This window comes from Pseudodesulfovibrio sp. (assembly GCF_028692895.1).
Classification (GTDB): domain Bacteria; phylum Desulfobacterota; class Desulfovibrionia; order Desulfovibrionales; family Desulfovibrionaceae; genus Pseudodesulfovibrio.
Genome location: NZ_JAQUWN010000030.1, coordinates 26,003 through 41,004 on the forward strand (window position 1 = coordinate 26,003; position 15,002 = coordinate 41,004).

At 65.7% G+C, this 15,002-nt stretch carries 15 protein-coding genes and 1 tRNA gene; 11 read left to right on the plus strand and 5 right to left on the minus strand.

Going from position 1 to position 15,002, the window contains the following annotated elements; translation table 11 throughout:
• Position 1: 1 nt before the first annotated feature.
• The 5 genes from PHP91_RS09295 to PHP91_RS09315 are packed head-to-tail and all read right to left on the minus strand — an operon-like array spanning position 2 to position 4,532.
• Positions 2 to 1,159, minus strand: a complete 1,158-nt coding sequence (locus PHP91_RS09295; protein WP_300139841.1) for a flagellar basal body P-ring protein FlgI — start codon at positions 1,157 to 1,159, stop codon at positions 2 to 4.
• 44 nt (positions 1,160 to 1,203) lie between these two features.
• Positions 1,204 to 1,899 (minus strand): flagellar basal body L-ring protein FlgH, encoded by a 696-nt coding sequence (locus tag PHP91_RS09300; RefSeq protein ID WP_300139842.1) that lies wholly within the window; start codon positions 1,897 to 1,899, stop codon positions 1,204 to 1,206.
• A gap of 16 nt (positions 1,900 to 1,915) precedes the next feature.
• On the minus strand, positions 1,916 to 2,920 hold the full coding sequence (flgA, locus tag PHP91_RS09305) for a flagellar basal body P-ring formation chaperone FlgA (RefSeq protein WP_300139844.1): 1,005 nt from the start codon (positions 2,918 to 2,920) through the stop codon (positions 1,916 to 1,918).
• A 29-nt stretch (positions 2,921 to 2,949) separates the two neighbouring features.
• Complete coding sequence (flgG, locus tag PHP91_RS09310; RefSeq protein WP_300139846.1) at positions 2,950 to 3,732, minus strand: flagellar basal-body rod protein FlgG; 783 nt, start codon at positions 3,730 to 3,732, stop codon at positions 2,950 to 2,952.
• Between the two features lie 17 nt (positions 3,733 to 3,749).
• A complete protein-coding gene (locus tag PHP91_RS09315) occupies positions 3,750 to 4,532 on the minus strand; it encodes a flagellar hook-basal body protein (protein ID WP_300139848.1) in 783 nt (260 codons plus the stop codon).
• A 132-nt stretch (positions 4,533 to 4,664) separates the two neighbouring features.
• Between PHP91_RS09315 and PHP91_RS09320 the strand changes: the two genes are divergently transcribed.
• From PHP91_RS09320 to pnp, 11 genes are all read left to right on the plus strand, one after another.
• Positions 4,665 to 4,740, plus strand: a tRNA-Gly gene (locus PHP91_RS09320).
• A gap of 95 nt (positions 4,741 to 4,835) precedes the next feature.
• Positions 4,836 to 5,294 (plus strand): ribosome maturation factor RimP, encoded by a 459-nt coding sequence (gene rimP / locus PHP91_RS09325; RefSeq protein WP_300139850.1) that lies wholly within the window; start codon positions 4,836 to 4,838, stop codon positions 5,292 to 5,294.
• Positions 5,295 to 5,378: 84 nt separating this feature from the next.
• Positions 5,379 to 6,746, plus strand: coding sequence for a transcription termination factor NusA (nusA, locus tag PHP91_RS09330; RefSeq protein WP_300139852.1), 1,368 nt, complete (start codon positions 5,379 to 5,381; stop codon positions 6,744 to 6,746).
• Positions 6,747 to 6,795: 49 nt separating this feature from the next.
• Positions 6,796 to 7,014, plus strand: coding sequence for a YlxR family protein (locus PHP91_RS09335; RefSeq protein ID WP_300139868.1), 219 nt, complete (start codon positions 6,796 to 6,798; stop codon positions 7,012 to 7,014).
• On the plus strand, positions 7,011 to 9,899 hold the full coding sequence (gene infB, locus PHP91_RS09340) for a translation initiation factor IF-2 (RefSeq protein ID WP_300139854.1): 2,889 nt from the start codon (positions 7,011 to 7,013) through the stop codon (positions 9,897 to 9,899). The genes PHP91_RS09335 and infB overlap by 4 nt, the downstream gene beginning before the upstream one ends.
• A gap of 73 nt (positions 9,900 to 9,972) precedes the next feature.
• Complete coding sequence (locus PHP91_RS09345; protein ID WP_300139856.1) at positions 9,973 to 10,266, plus strand: DUF503 domain-containing protein; 294 nt, start codon at positions 9,973 to 9,975, stop codon at positions 10,264 to 10,266.
• 10 nt (positions 10,267 to 10,276) lie between these two features.
• Positions 10,277 to 10,618 (plus strand): 30S ribosome-binding factor RbfA, encoded by a 342-nt coding sequence (gene rbfA / locus PHP91_RS09350; RefSeq protein ID WP_300139858.1) that lies wholly within the window; start codon positions 10,277 to 10,279, stop codon positions 10,616 to 10,618.
• Positions 10,593 to 11,561, plus strand: a complete 969-nt coding sequence (locus PHP91_RS09355; RefSeq protein WP_300139860.1) for a bifunctional oligoribonuclease/PAP phosphatase NrnA — start codon at positions 10,593 to 10,595, stop codon at positions 11,559 to 11,561. Before rbfA ends, PHP91_RS09355 begins: the two co-directional genes overlap by 26 nt.
• Entirely contained in the window at positions 11,562 to 12,500 is a 939-nt protein-coding gene (gene truB, locus PHP91_RS09360) for a tRNA pseudouridine(55) synthase TruB (protein ID WP_300139861.1), read from the plus strand.
• A gap of 54 nt (positions 12,501 to 12,554) precedes the next feature.
• Positions 12,555 to 12,824, plus strand: coding sequence for a 30S ribosomal protein S15 (gene rpsO / locus PHP91_RS09365; RefSeq protein ID WP_300139863.1), 270 nt, complete (start codon positions 12,555 to 12,557; stop codon positions 12,822 to 12,824).
• Between the two features lie 241 nt (positions 12,825 to 13,065).
• Positions 13,066 to 15,002 (plus strand): polyribonucleotide nucleotidyltransferase (pnp, locus tag PHP91_RS09370; protein WP_300139865.1); only part of this gene is annotated, 1,937 nt, incomplete at its 3' end.

Here is a 15,002-nt window from a genome sequence, read left to right on the forward strand (position 1 = left end):
CTTAGATCACCTCCACTTCCGCGTGCAGGGAGCCCGCGGCCTTGAGGGCGCGGATGATGGAAATAAGGTCGCGCGGGTCCGCGCCCATGGAGTTCAGGCCGTCCACCAGCTCCTGCAGCGTCGCGCCCTCCATGAGCATGAGCTGCTTGTTCTGCTGGACCACCTGAAGGTCGGTCTGGGGCGAAACCACGGTGGAGCCGTCGGAGAACGGGCCGGGCTGGCTGACGTTCTGGGACTCGGTGATGACGATCTGGAGGTTGCCGTGGGCCACGGCCACCTTGCTCAGGCGGACGTCCTGGCCCAGGACCACGGTGCCGGTCTTTTCATCAACCACGACCTTGGCCTTGCCGTCGGGCGAAATGTCCAGGTTTTCCAGGGAGGCCATGAGCGGCACCATGTTGCCCCGAAACTTCTCGGGCAGCCGCAGGTCGATGGTGGAGATGTCGCGCGCCTCGGCGAAGTCGCCGCCCATGGACGCGTTGATCTTGTTGACCACCTGCATGGTGGTGCCGAAATCGCGCACCGAAAGGTTCAGGGTCATCTTGTCCTGGCTGTTGAACTGAAAGGGCACGCCCCGCTCCACCACCGCGCCGTTGGGGATGAGGCCCACGGTGGGAATGTTCTGCTGGGCCGAGGCCGCCGTGCCGGACACGGCGAAGCCGCCGATGGTCAGGGAGCCCTGGGCCACGGCATAGACCCGGCCGTCCAGTCCCTTCATCGGGGTGACGAGCAGGATGCCGCCGAGCAGGCTCTTGGCGTCGCCCAGGGAGGAGACGGTGACGTCGAGCTGCGAGCCCGGCTTGGCCGAAACGGGCAGCTTGGCCGTGACCATGACAGCGGCCACGTTCTTGGGCTTGAGGGTGTCGGGATTGGCTTCCACGCCCATCTTCTCCAGCATGTTGGCCATGGAGCGCATGGTGAAGGTCGACGAGGTGCCGTCGCCCGTGCCGCTCAGGCCGACCACCAGGCCGTAGCCGACCAGGTCGTTACTGCGCACGCCGCTGAAGTTGGCGATGTCCTTGAGCCGGGCGGCCCCGGCCTCCACGGGCGCCAGCAGCCCGGCCCCGAAGGCGAGCGTCACGCCGAACAGGATGGCCAGGACCAGGGTCCGGACAGTTTCGGCGGTATCGACGACGGCGGTGTTCCGATTCATACGCATGGCTCTCACTCCTCTACCCTCTGCAACTTCGCTTCGAGCCTTCCTTAGAAGGGATACAGGTTGTCCAGCAGTCTCGACAGCCAGCCGGGCCGCTGCTTCTCGGAGAGCACGCCCTGGCCGTAAATTTCGATCTGCGCCTCGGCCAGCTTGGTCGAGGATATGGTGTTGTCGGAATCGATGTCGCGCTGGCGAATCAGGCCGCGCACCACCAGGAACTGTGTCTCGTGATTGACCCGGATGCGCCGTGCGCCCTCGACCTGGAGCAGGTTGCCGGGCAGCCGCCGGACGATGCGGGTGGCCACGGTGGCGTCGAAGGTGTTCTCCTGCTTGGTCTCGCCGTTGCCCTTGAAGTCCGTGGACTGAGAGGCTCCGATGTTCGCCCCGACCTTGACGCCCAGGGTGGAGGCCAGCGGCACGTTGCCCACCAGGCCGGTGGACGGCATGGCGGAAACGCCGTTGGCCACGGTGTTCTCCTTCTTGGCCGTGGTCTCGGACTTCAGCTTGGTGGTGGCGGACTCGGCCACCTGGACAAGCACGATGTCGCCCACGCGGGCGGCGCGGTTGTCGTCGTACAGGAACTCCGACCGGTTCACGTCGTAGAGGGAGCCCGGGTTGGCCGCCGGGTTCTGCTCCTCGTAGACCGGGGGAGTCAGGATGGGCATGGGCTGCTCCTCGTATTTGGCGGCGCATCCCGCCAGCAGGATGATGGACGCCATCGCTATGAGAAAATATCGCCTCATGAAAGGCCTCCTCGCGTTATCGGACCATGACCAGGTCGTCGCCGACGACCGTGGCCACCACCGTCTTCTTGCTTTGCAAATTCCTTACCTGAATCTGCTGCCCCATGGAGGCGTCTTCCAGGGCCTCCACCTTCATGGTCAGTTGGACGCGCTTGCCGCGATAGACCAGATCCACGCGCTCGCCCTTCTCGATGACCGGCACCGGCTCCAGGTGAGACAACATGAAAGGCTGGCCGCGCCCCAGGGTGCGAACCATCCGCCAGGGGCCGCCGACGCCGTCCCACAAGCCCGGATTGTAGGCCAGGTTGACGCGCCGGAAGCCGACCTTGTCGCGGGTGACGCGCTCGCCCCGGTTCAGGGGGGCGGCGGCCACGGGCACGGCTTTCCAGACGTTCAGGAACACGGTCCCGGCCTTGCCCGCCACGACCTTGCCCTGGCTGTTCACGGTGCGCAGCCGGATGGTGTTGCGGCCGGGCCGGACATCGCCGTTCACCTCAATGGTCAGGGTGTCGGTCACGTTGTCGAAAAAGTAGTGATCGGGCAGGTCCAGGTCCTTCATCTCGACCTGGTCGCCCAGCCCCCGGCTCCGGGGCGTCAAGAATTCGACGACCTCCGAACGGAGCTGATTGGCGTTCAGAACCTTGCCCCCGGTCTGGACCGTGAGCTGCATGGGCAGGACCAGGTGGCTCGCCTCGTCGCCCATGTAGTGGCGCAGCACCTTGGCCAGGCGGTCGCGGTCGATGCTCACCGGGTGGCCCCGCTTGTCCGAGGCCTTCCAAAGCGCGATCTGCGACAGGGTCCGCCAGGTGCGCTGGTCCGCGCCCTGGACCGGGTCGGCGATCTCGCCGAGCAGGACGGTGGGCCCCTGCACGCAGGCCACGCTGCGCACGGCGGCTTTCCACCCGTCCGGGACGGAAGCGCCCATGGCGGCCACGGTCCCGGCGACGAGCAGGCAGACCGCCATGGCGGCCATGACGACGGCCCTGACAGGTCCCTTCCTTCCGCTCTTCCCGCTTGGCATGCGATGCTCCTTTGCTCCGGACTCGGCCGTTAGCGCTTGACGTTGATGGCGGTCTGCAACATGCCGTCCGAGGTGGTGATGGCCTTTGAGTTGATCTCGTAGGCGCGCTGGCCAACGATCAGGCCGACCATCTCGTCCACCATTTCGACGTTGGACCCTTCCAGGTAGCCCTGGGCGATGGTCCCGAAGTTCTCGTCGCCCGGCGTTCCGGCCACGGCGTCGCCCGAGGCGTCGGTCTCGCGGTAGAAATTGCGTCCCACGGCGTTGAGGCCCGCCGGGTTCTGGAAGCGGTAGATTTCGATGTCGGTCTCGGCCAGGGTGGCCCCGTTCTTGTCCAGGGCGGCGATGTGGCCGGTCTCGGTGACGGTGACGCTGGAGGTCTCGGCCGGGACGGTGAACTCGGGCTGGAGCACGTGCCCGCCCGCCGTGACCACGCGGCCGTCGTTGTCCAGCTTGAAGGCCCCGGCGCGCGTGTAGACGTCGTCGCCGTTCATGTCGACCTTGAAGAAGCCCTCGCCCTCGATGGCCATGTCGAACGGGTTGCCGGTGTTCTTGTAGTCGCCCTGGGTAAAGAACTTGTGCACCGTGACCGGGCGCACGCCCATGCCGATCTGCATGCCCACGGGCAACCGGCCGCCGTTCTGGGTCTGCGTGCCAGCGATCTGCAGGGTCTGGTACATGAGGTCCTCGAATTCGGCGCGGCTTTTCTTGAAACCCGTGGTGTTCACGTTGGCCAGGTTGTTGGAAAGGGTGTCGATGTGGGTCTGCATGGCGATCATGCCGGTCGCGGCAGTCCAAAGGGAACGCATCATGGCGGTCAGCCTCCTTGTTATCCTGTAATCCTGCCGAGACGGCTAATCATTGTCTTATCGAGCGAGTCCGTGCTCTGGAGCATCTTGGCGTACATCTCGAAGGCGCGCTGGGTCTCCAGCATCTCCACCATCTCGGTGACGACCTCCACGTTGCCCTGCTCCACGTAGCCCTGCCGGACCACCAGGTCGTCGGGCACGGGCGCTTCGGCCGCGTTGTCGGCCGCGCTGTACATGTTGCCCCCGACCCGCTCCATGCTGCCCAGGTCCTCGAAGGTGGTCAGGTCGAAGGCGCCGGCGGGCTCGCCGTTGACCGAGACGTTGCCGCCGTCGTCCACGCTCATCTTGGCCCCGGGCGGCAGGACCAGCGGGCCTCCGTCCACCATCACCGGGAACCCCTGCTGGTTGACCAGGGTTCCGGTGGAATCCACCAGGAAGGAGCCCGCCCGCGTGTAGAGGTCGCCGCCGTCCGGCGACTGGACCCGGAAGAACCCCTCGCCGGAGAGCGCGATGTCGAGCTGGTCGCCGGTCTGCTTGAGACTGCCCTGGGTGAAGTCCACGGCCTGCGCGGAAAGGCGCGCCTTGGCCATGATCTTGGGATCGGGAAACATGTCCTTGCCGCGCAGGAACCCCTTCGTCGTCACCACGTAGTCGTGGGCGAACCGGGTGAAGGTGTCGTGGAAGGCCATGACATCCTTTTTATAGGCGGTGGTGTTCACGTTCGCCAAATTATTGGCGACCGTCGCCATCCTCATTTCATTGGATAAAGCGCCGAATAACGCGCTGATACTGCTGTCCCGCATGGCGGCGTCCTCCTGTTCGCCGGGACGGTTGCACCTTGCGTGCCAAATCCGATTTGGAAAAAATCCGCACCGGGGGGATGGGTCGCCTGTTGACAAGGGCCGTGGATATGTATAAATAGGCTCGGTTTCAAAGCGGGTGTAGCTCAGTTGGTAGAGTACAAGCTTCCCAAGCTTGGTGTCGCGGGTTCGACCCCCGTCACCCGCTCCAACGCCTTTCGCAGGGTTCGATCCAGGACCTTGCGGGGTTCGCACCAAAATGGGTGAGCTCGGGCTCACCTTTTTTATTTGCATCGGGGGAAGACCGTGCGCCGTACGTTTGAAGAGACGCTGGCCGAACTGATCCGGCCCGAAGTGGAATCCATGGGCTTTGTCCTGTGGGGGCTGGCCGCTCCCGCCAAGGGGCGCAAACGCCTTATAAGGATATACATCGACGGCAAGGACGGCGTGAACATCGACCAGTGCGCCGACGTCAGCCGCCAGGTGGGGCTGATGCTCGACGTGGAGGACATCGTTCCGGGCGCATACGACCTGGAGGTCTCCTCCCCCGGTCTGGAGCGCCGGTTCTTCTCGCCGGAGCAACTGCGCGACTATCTGGGCCGCACCGTCACCGCCCAGGCATGGGAGGCGCGGGAAGGCCGCCGCCGGTACACCGGGGTCCTCACCGCCTGTTTCGACGACGGCTTCACCCTGGAAGAGGACGGGGAACCGACCACCCTGGCGTGGACGGACCTCAAGGAAGTCCGCCTGGTGCATGAATTTTAGGCCGACCTGCCGGTCGCCACGAGCCATAACGAGAACTTCACCGGCCCAAACGGGACCGAGCGCCGGAAGAAGCGGAGGTTAGACATGTCGGAGCTGAAAAGAGCCATCGACCAGATTAGCAAGGACAGGGGCATCGACCGCGACCTGCTCATCGACACCCTGGAGGAGGCCGTGCGCAGCGCCGTCGCGCGCAAGTACGGCGACACCATGGACATCGAGGTCGCCTTCAACGAGGACTCCGGCGAAATCGAGGTCTTCGAGTTCAAGGTGGTGGTCGAGGAAGTCCACGATCCCGTCAGCGAAATTTCCCTGGAAGACGCCCGCGAGCACGACCCCAACGCCCGGCTCGACGACGAAATGGGCTTCCCTGTCAAGGTCGAGGACCTGGGCCGCATCGCCGCCCAGTCCGCCAAGCAGGTCATCATCCAGCGCATGCGCGACGCCGAGCAGGAAATCATCTACGAGGAATACAAGGACCGCGTGGGCGAGATTTCGAGCGGCATCATCCAGCGGCGCGACCGCACCGGCTGGATCATCAACCTCGGCCGCACCGAGGCCCTGCTGCCCAAGGACGAGCAGATCCCCAGAGAGCGCTACAAGCGCGGGGACCGCGTCCAGGCCTACATCATCGACGTGCTCAAGGAGTCGCGCGGCCCGCAGGTCGTCGTCTCCCGCTCCCACCCGGACTACATGATCGAGCTCTTCAAGCGCGAAGTGCCCGAGGTGGCCGACGGCACGGTCAAGATCATGGGCGTCGCCCGCGACCCCGGCCTGCGCGCCAAGGTTGCGGTCATGTCCCGCGACCGCGACGTGGACCCGGTGGGCGCCTGCGTCGGCATCCGCGGCTCCCGCATCCAAAACGTGGTGCAGGAGCTCAAGGGCGAACGCATCGACATCGTGGTCTGGAGCCCGGACATCGCCATGTACGCCCAGCACGCCCTCTCCCCGGCCACCATCTCCCGCATCCTCGTGGATGAGGAGGACGAGTCCCTGGAAGTGGTCTGCCCCGACGATCAGTTGACCCTGGCCATCGGCCGCAAGGGCCAAAACGTCAAGCTGGCCGCCAAACTGCTCGGCTGGAAGATCGACATTTTCACGGAATCCCGCTACGCGGAACTCAACGTGGCGCGCAAGGGCATGGACCAGATCGCGGCCGTTGCCGAAGTGCCCATGGAGAACTTCTTCAGCGCGGGCTTCGAGTCCCTGGAATCCATCGTCCAGGCCACGGACGAGGAACTCCTGGCCGTTTCCGGCCTCACCGGGACCAAGATCGCGGACATCCGCGTGGCCATCAACATGCTCGCTCCCGAGGTCGTGTCGGCCGTCGAGGCCGCGTCCGCCCAGGATGCTTCCGCAGAGGAATCGCATTCCGAGGAAGCGCCCGCCGTGGATACGCCCGCCGGAGAGGCGAGCGAGCCGGAATCTCCCGCCCAGGGCGAGGGTTCCGAGTAGAAGCACGCGACCACGCATGGACACGGCCTTGAAGCACGAACCGGTCCGCATGTGCGTGGTCTGCCGCCAGCGCCTCCCCAAGGAGGAGCTTGAGCGGTACGTCCGTCCGGCAGCCGCGCCGGACGGGGAACCGGACGGTCCGGTTCCGGACCCGGACAAGATCATGCCGGGACGCGGTTACTACGTATGCGTCCAGGACCGCTGCCGGGAGCTTTTCCCAAAAGTTGCGCGGGGCCTGATGAATAAACGCAAGGGGGATTGTAAATGACGGCAAGTGTTCGGGTAGAAGACCTGGCTGCCGAGCTCGGGCTCAGCACCAAGGACATCATTCAGCACCTGCGCGAGATCGGGGTCCAGGCCAAGAGCCAGAAGACCGTGGTCGACGCGGAGGATGTGGACCGCCTCAAGGCGGAACTGAAAAGGGACGGCGCCTCCCGCAGGGAAGTGCGCATGGTCACCGACTCCGGCGTCATCGTCCGGCGTCGGCGCAGCAAGGTCCGTGGCCAGGAGGCGGAAGCCGAGGCCGCGGAGGCCGAAGCCGAAACCGCATCCATAGATGCCGAGGAGGCCGAGGAGACCGAGGCCCCCGGGGCCCCGGAGCCCGAAGCCGTACCCGTGGCCGCCGACGCGCCCGCCCAGGAACCTACCCCCGAGGAGCCTGAGGAGAAGCCCGTCGCCAAGGCCAAGCCCAAGGCCCCCAAGGTCCGCATCATCACCCCCGCGCCGGAGGAGACCCCGGCCGAGGCACCCGTGCTGGAAGCGCCCGCGAAGGAAGAGCCCGCCCCCGAACCCGAGCCCGAATCCGCCCCCGCGCCCGAAGCGGTCGCCGCCCCCGAACAGGCCGCCCAGCCCGAACCCGAGGCGGCCCCCGAACCGGAAAAGCCCGCCGAACCCAAGGCCAAGGCCCGCATCGCCGCGCCTGCGGCTGCGAGCGAGGCCGAGGAAGGGGACGACGCCGACAAGCGCCCGAAAAAGAAGAAGCGCCGGGAGCACGAGGCCCCCAAGGTCAAGATCATTTCCATGCCCGACCCGGCGGAGGTCCAGGCCCGCGAGGCCGCCAGGACCGCCGAGCCCGCTCGCCGCCCCGCCGGAGGCCGCCCCGCCGGAGGCCGCCCCGCCGGAGGCCGCCCCACGGGCGGACGCCCCGCCCCGCAGCAGGACAACAACTCGTTCACGCCCGGCGGTCCGGATGTGCCCGATGGCCGCAGCAAGAAGAAAAAGGGCAAGAAGGACCGTCGCGTGGTGGAGTTCTCCACCGCCCAGAGCGACGGCCAGGTGAACCGTTTCGAGGAGGAGGGAGGATTCCCCGGCCGCAAGGGCCGTCGCCGCAAGGGAGGCCGCAAGCCGATGGCCCAGCAGGTGAACCATCCCGATCAGGCCGCCCCGATGAAGGCCGCCAAGCGCAAGATCAAATTCGACGAGGCCATCCGGCTGTCCGACATGGCCCACCAGATGGGCATCAAGGCCCAGGACCTTATCAAGGCCCTGTTCGGCATGGGCGTCATGGCCACCATCAACCAGTCCCTGGACCTGGACACCGCCTCCCTGCTCGCCAGCGAGTTCGGCTACGAGGTCGAAAACGTCTCCTTTGACGAGACCACCTTCCTGGCCCCGGTCGAGGAGGACAAGAGCGAGGACCTGAAGCCGCGTCCGCCCGTGGTCACCATCATGGGCCACGTCGACCACGGCAAGACCTCCCTGCTCGACGCCATCCGCATGACCAACGTCACCGAGGGCGAGGCGGGCGGCATCACCCAGCACATCGGCGCCTACCACGTCAACACCGACCGTGGCGAGATCGTGTTCCTGGATACCCCGGGCCACGAGGCCTTCACCACCATGCGCATGCGCGGCGCCCAGGTGACGGACATCGTCATCCTGGTGGTCGCCGCCGACGACGGCGTCATGGACCAGACCCGCGAGGCCATCAGCCACTCCCGCGCGGCGGGCGTGCCCATCGTGGTCGCTGTGAACAAGATCGACAAGGAAGGGGCCAACCCTGACAACGTCAAGCGAGAACTGGCCGAGCTCGGCTTGGTTCCCGAGGAATGGGGCGGCGACACCATCTTCGCCCACGTCTCGGCCAAGATGCGCATCGGCCTCGACGAACTGCTCGAAATGGTCCTGCTCCAGGCCGAGGTCATGGAGCTCAAGGCCAACCCGGACAAGCTCGCGCGCGGCCACATCGTGGAAGCCAAGCTGGACAAGGGCCGCGGCCCGGTGGGCACAATGCTCATCTCCGAGGGCACCCTGCGCCAGGGCGACAGCTTCGTCTGCGGCGTGCAGTTCGGCAAGGTCCGCGCCATGTTCAACGACCAGGGCAAGAAGATCAAGGAGGCCGGTCCGGCCATGCCCGTGGAGATCCAGGGCTTCGACGGCCTGCCCGAGGCCGGCGACGAACTCTTCGTGGTCGAAGAGGAAAAGGTCGCCCGCCGCATCGCCCAGTCGCGCGCCATGAAGCAGCGCGAGAAGATCCTCTCCGCCAAGACCAAGGTCACCCTGGAGTCCTTCCTGGCCAGCAAGCCGGACGACGAGGCCCAGACCCTGAACCTGGTGCTCAAGGCGGACGTGCAGGGCTCGCTTGAAGCCGTCACCGAGGCTCTGAACAAGCTCTCCACCGACGAGGTCAAGATCAGCGTGGTCCACGGCGGCGCCGGCGCCATCACCGAGTCCGACATCCTGCTGGCGGGCGCGTCCGAGGCCATCATCATCGGCTTCAACGTGCGGCCGACCCTCAAGGTCAAGCAGATCGCGGACCAGGAAGGCGTGGAGGTCCGCTTCTACGACATCATCTACAAGCTGGTGAACGAGGTGAAGGACGCCATGAGCGGCATGCTCGCCCCGGACATCGAAGAGGTCTACCTCGGCCAGGCCGAAGTGCGCCAGACCTTCACCGTGCCCAAGGTCGGCACCATTGCGGGCAGCTTCGTCGCCGACGGCAAGATCACCCGCACCGCCAACATCCGCCTGCTGCGCGACGGCGTGGTCATCTACACCGGCCAGGTCGCGTCGCTCCGCCGCATCAAGGACGACGTCAAGGAAGTGGCCAAGGGCTACGAGTGCGGCATCGGCCTTGAGAAGTTCAACGACATCAAGATCGGCGACGTGATCGAGGCCTTCATGACCAAGGAAGTGGCCCGCACCATCGACTAGGCATAGAAACAACAAGTGACGGGCGGCCCGTTGCCTTTCGGGCCGCCCGTCTTATTTTACAGGCTGTAGCGTCATGATATTCGGCGTCCTGACCCTGGAATTCCGCCTCCACGGCAACCGGTCCCTCAAGGACAAGCGAAAGGTCGCCCTCAGCCTGAAACAAAAGCTGCGCAACAAGTTCAACGTGGCGGTGGCCGAGGTGGACGCCCTGGACGTCCACGACAAGCTGGTCCTGGCGGTGGCCACAGTGGCCAACGAGACCAAGCGGGTGGAAAGCAGCCTCGCCAAGGCCCTGGCCATGGTCGAAGCCATCTCCCCGGCGGAGCTGACGCGCTGCAACACGGAAATTTTCAGCGAAAGCGACTGAGGAAACGACAATGAAAGCATCCACTTCCCGCCGCGCCGTGCGCCTGGGCGACCAGATCATGCGCGAGATCGGCACCCTGCTGGTGGAAGAGGCCCAGGACCCGCGCCTGCAACTGGTCACCCTCTCCGGCGTGCGCATGAACGCCAACCTGCGCATCGCGGAAATCTTCTACACCGTCTCCGGCGACGCCGAGCACCGGGCCGAGGTCCAGTCGGGCCTGGTCCAGGCCACCGGCTTCCTGCGCTCCCGCCTGGGACGCGCCCTCAAGCTCCAGTTCGTGCCCGAACTCCGCTTCGTCTTCGACGAATTCCTGGAGGACATGGTCTATGGCCACGCCCCTCAAAAGGATTAGCGACATCCTGCGCGACGGGGACGACTTCATGGTCGCCTCCCACTACAATCCCGACGGCGACGCCATCGGGGCCATGTGCGGCGTGGGCCACCTGCTGAGGAGCCTGGGCAAGCATTTCCGCCTGTACAACCCCTCCGGCCTGCCCGCCCGCTACGACTTCACGCCCCTGCCCGCCCCGGTCCTGACCGAGCTGCCCGACACCCTGCCCCGCTGGACCATCGTCCTGGACTGCGGCTCGGCCGAACGCATGGGCGAACCCCTCGTGGCCCGCGCGGGAGAAACCCGGATCATCAACATCGACCACCATCTGGGCAACAGCGAGTTCGGCGAGGAAAACTGGGTGGACATGCACCAGCCCGCCGTGGGCTGCATGGTCGCCCTGCTGGCCGAGGCGCTCGGCATCCCCCTGACCGGCGAGCTGGCCGAGTGCGTCTACCTGGCCGTGGCCACGGACACGGGCTTCTTCTCCTACGGCTCCACCACCCCGGAGTCGCTGGAGCTGGCCGCCCGCCTGCTGCGCGACGGCCTGAACATCGCCGACATGAACCGGCGCATCACCAAGCAGTGGTCCGAGGAACGCATGCACCTGTGGACCGAGGTGATGGGCACGGTTGAGCTCCACCTGGACAGACAGGTGGCCATCGGAATCATCACCCGCGAGATGTTCGAACGCACGGGCACGGGCTCCGACGACACCGAAAACATCATCAACTTCATCCGGCGTCTCAAGAGCGTGCGCATGGCCGCCATCCTGCGCGAGGAAGGGCCGGACACCTTCAAGTTCAGCCTGCGCTCCTACGGCGAGGACAACGTCCAGGCCGTGGCCGCCCGGTTCGGGGGCGGCGGGCACAAGAACGCCTCCGGCGGCACGATCCGGGCCCCGCTTAAAGCGGCCAAGACCATGCTCGTCGAGGTGGCGGGCGACGTGCTGGGGATTCGCTAGATGGGCCGCAAACGCAAGCGCAGCGACGAGCAACTGGATGGCGTGCTCGTGCTCGACAAGCCGTCGGGCCCGACTTCGGCCGCCTGCCTCAACGACATCAAGCGGGAGCTGAAACAGTTCAAGATCGGCCACGCCGGGACCCTGGACCCCATGGCGCGCGGCGTGCTCCTGGTCATGCTCGGCCAGGCCACCAAGCTCGCGTCGTACCTGACCGAAGGGCTCAAGACCTACACCGGCACGCTCCGGCTTGGAATTTCGACTGACACTCTTGATATTCAAGGCAAAATACTGCAAGAATGCGAAGTGGCGGCCTCGCCTGCGGATGTCGAGCGCGAAATTTTGCATTGGAAAGAGTTGACAGAGCAGGAAGTTCCGGCCTATTCGGCTGCCAAACACGAGGGCAAGCCGCTCTACGCCCTGGCCCGTGCGGGCGAGGACGTGCCGGTGAAAACCAAGCCCATTGTTATTTCTCATGTGGAAGTGCTGGACGTGAACATGCCCGAGGCATCGTTCAGGGTCAGTTGTTCCGCGGGCACCTACATACGTTCCCTGGTCCACAGCTTGGGGATACGAATGGGGTGCGGCGCGGCGCTGACCAGCCTGAACCGGGAGCGCAGCGAGCCCTTTGGACTCGACATGGCGCACCCACTCGCGGATGTCCTTTCGCAACCCTCGTCCCTGGCGGACAAGGTGATCCCCCTTGCGGACACCCTGCCCCACTGGCCGAGGTTCGTGCTGACCGACGCGCTGACCGGACTCGTCAAGAACGGGGCCTGGCTGCCTGTCGGCGACGAACCCGGCGAAGTGCTGGCGGGGACCGTGGGCGATCGCGCCATGCTGCTCGACCCCGATGGTCGGCCGCTGGCCCTGGTGGAGGCGAAGCTACAGGACAACCGGCCCAAATGGGCCATCCTGCGGGGCCTGTGGGAACAGGACTGAACAGGGCGTTCACCGACGGCAAACGGATAAACCCCCAACCAGGAGGATATCGCTGTGGTTATGACGGCTGACGACAAGAAAAAAATCATCGAAGAGTACAAGACCTGCGAAGGCGACACCGGCTCCCCGGAAGTCCAGGTGGCCCTGCTGACCGCCCGCATCGAGTACCTGTCCGAACACTTCAAGACCCACAAGAAGGACCACCACTCCCGCACCGGTCTGCTGAAGCTGGTCGGCCAGCGCAGGAAACTGCTGAAGTACCTGCAGGACAAGGACATCCAGCGCTACCGCGACCTCATCGGCCGCCTCGGCCTGCGCAAGTAGTTCTTTTACAACTGAGTTCTGGGGGGAGACTTCGGTCTCCCCCACCCTTTTTCTCACTTTCTGCGGCGGAGCCGTCTTTCTCCCGCTCCGTTTCTCCCCCCGCGATGTTTAGTTGGCTGCGGAAGGCGTTTTTGGGCCCCACGGGTTCCATGACTCCCAAGAGCTCCTCCCCAAGCCGGCTAACCCTTCAGGGGAATCTCGCAGAAAGTGACTCACCTATTACATTAAGGTAGGAAATCACATGACAATGATTCCTTTTGACGCCACGCGCGTCGCCACAACGGTAGGCGGCATCGACATCTCCATCGAGACCGGTAAATACGCTCGCCAGGCCTCCGGCGCCGTGACCATCTCGTCGGGCAACACCACCGTGCTGGTCACCGCCGTGACCCAGCCCCTGGAGGAGGACCGCGGCTTCTTCCCGCTGACCTGCAACTACCAGGAAATGGCCTACGCCGCCGGTCGCGTGCCGGGCAACTACTTCCGCCGCGAGGGCCGTCCCTCCGAGCACGAGACCCTGGTCTCCCGGCTCATCGACCGTCCCATCCGCCCGCTGTTCGCCAAGGGCTTTTCCGACGAGGTCCAGATCATCGCCACCGTCCTGTCCGCCGACAAGCGGGTCAACCCGGACGTCCTGGCCCTGACCGGCGCTTCCGCCGCCTGCCACATCTCCAAGATGCCGTTCATGGGCCCCATCGTGGGGGCGCGCGTCGGCTACGTGGAGGGCGAGTTCGTGCTCTACCCCACCTACAAGGGGATCGAGGAGCGCTCCTCCCTGAACCTGATCTTCGCCGCCACCCGCGACGCCATCGTCATGGTCGAGGGCGGCGCCAACTTCATCGGTGAGGACATCGTGGCCGACGCCCTGGCCTGGGGCCAGGAGCAGATCGTCCCGCTTCTCGACATCCAGGACGAACTGCGCGAGAAGGTCGGCGTGCCCAAGCTGGAGGTCACCCCGCCCAAGCAGGACGAGGAGCTGGTCGCCTTCCTGGGCGATTTCATCAGCGACGACCTGAAGACCGCCCTGGCCATTCCGCAGAAGATGCAGCGCTACGCCGCCAAGGATGCGGCCAAGGACAAGGCCAAGGCCGCAGTCGCCGAGAAATTCCCCGAGGACGCCGCCAAGCTGAAGGCCGTGGGCGACGTGCTGGGCGACATGACCAAGAAGATCGTGCGCGAGCGCATCGTCAAGGAAGGCACCCGCATCGACGGCCGCGACACCAAGACGGTCCGTCCGCTGTCCATCGAGGTCGGCGTGCTGGCCCAGACCCACGGCTCCGCGCTCTTCCGGCGCGGCGAGACGGCCTCCCTGGCCGTCGCCACCCTGGGCTCCACCCGCGACGAGCAGCGCTACGACTCCCTGCTGGGCGACGCCACCAAGCGGTTCATGCTCCACTACAACTTCCCGCCCTACTGCGTGGGCGAGGCCCGCATGTTGCGCGGCACCTCCCGCCGCGAAGTGGGCCACGGCGCCCTGGCCGAACGGGCCATCGCCCCGGTCCTGCCGGATCCCGAGTCCTTCCCGTTCACCATCCGCGTGGTCTCGGAAATCATGGAGTCCAACGGCTCCTCCTCCATGGCCAGCGTCTGCGGCGGCACCCTGTCCCTGATGGACGCGGGCGTGCCCATCAGCGCGCCGGTGGCGGGCATCGCCATGGGCCTGTGCAAGGAAGGGGATGAATACTACGTCCTGACCGACATCCTCGGCGACGAGGACGCCCTTGGCGACATGGACTTCAAGGTGGCCGGCACCCGCGACGGCGTCACCGCCATCCAGATGGACATCAAGATCTCCGGCATCCCGCAGGAAGTGCTCAAGAAGGCCCTTGCCCAGGCCAAGGAGGCCCGGACCCTGATCCTCGACCACATGGCCGAGGTCCTGCCCGAGCCGCGCTCCGAGCTCTCCGACCTGGCCCCGCAGATGGCCGTGGTCTACATCGATCCCGAGAAGATCCGCTCCGTCATCGGACCCGGCGGCAAGAACATCAAGGCCATCACCGCCGAGACCGAGGCTGACATCGACATCGAGGATTCCGGCAAGATCTCCATCTTCGCCCCGACCCTGTCCTCCATGGAGAAGGCCAAGGAAATGGTCCTCTACTACGACCAGAAGCCGGAGCCGGGCAAGAACTACCTCGGCACCGTGCGCAAGATCCTCGAAGTGGGCGCCCTGGTGGA

Bases quoted from the DNA above. Each gene is read 5' to 3' on its own strand.
- PHP91_RS09355 (WP_300139860.1), top strand. From the start codon at position 10,593: ATGGCCACGCCCCTCAAAAGGATTAGCGACATCCTGCGCGACGGGGAC.
- flgG (WP_300139846.1), bottom strand. From the start codon at position 3,732: ATGATGCGTTCCCTTTGGACTGCCGCGACCGGCATGATCGCCATGCAG.
- PHP91_RS09295 (WP_300139841.1), bottom strand. From the start codon at position 1,159: ATGCGTATGAATCGGAACACCGCCGTCGTCGATACCGCCGAAACTGTC.
- PHP91_RS09335 (WP_300139868.1), top strand. From the start codon at position 6,796: ATGTGCGTGGTCTGCCGCCAGCGCCTCCCCAAGGAGGAGCTTGAGCGG.
- PHP91_RS09345 (WP_300139856.1), top strand. From the start codon at position 9,973: ATGATATTCGGCGTCCTGACCCTGGAATTCCGCCTCCACGGCAACCGG.
- nusA (WP_300139852.1), top strand. From the start codon at position 5,379: ATGTCGGAGCTGAAAAGAGCCATCGACCAGATTAGCAAGGACAGGGGC.
- flgA (WP_300139844.1), bottom strand. From the start codon at position 2,920: ATGCCAAGCGGGAAGAGCGGAAGGAAGGGACCTGTCAGGGCCGTCGTC.
- infB (WP_300139854.1), top strand. From the start codon at position 7,011: ATGACGGCAAGTGTTCGGGTAGAAGACCTGGCTGCCGAGCTCGGGCTC.
- PHP91_RS09300 (WP_300139842.1), bottom strand. From the start codon at position 1,899: ATGAGGCGATATTTTCTCATAGCGATGGCGTCCATCATCCTGCTGGCG.
- truB (WP_300139861.1), top strand. From the start codon at position 11,562: ATGGGCCGCAAACGCAAGCGCAGCGACGAGCAACTGGATGGCGTGCTC.
- rbfA (WP_300139858.1), top strand. From the start codon at position 10,277: ATGAAAGCATCCACTTCCCGCCGCGCCGTGCGCCTGGGCGACCAGATC.
- PHP91_RS09315 (WP_300139848.1), bottom strand. From the start codon at position 4,532: ATGCGGGACAGCAGTATCAGCGCGTTATTCGGCGCTTTATCCAATGAA.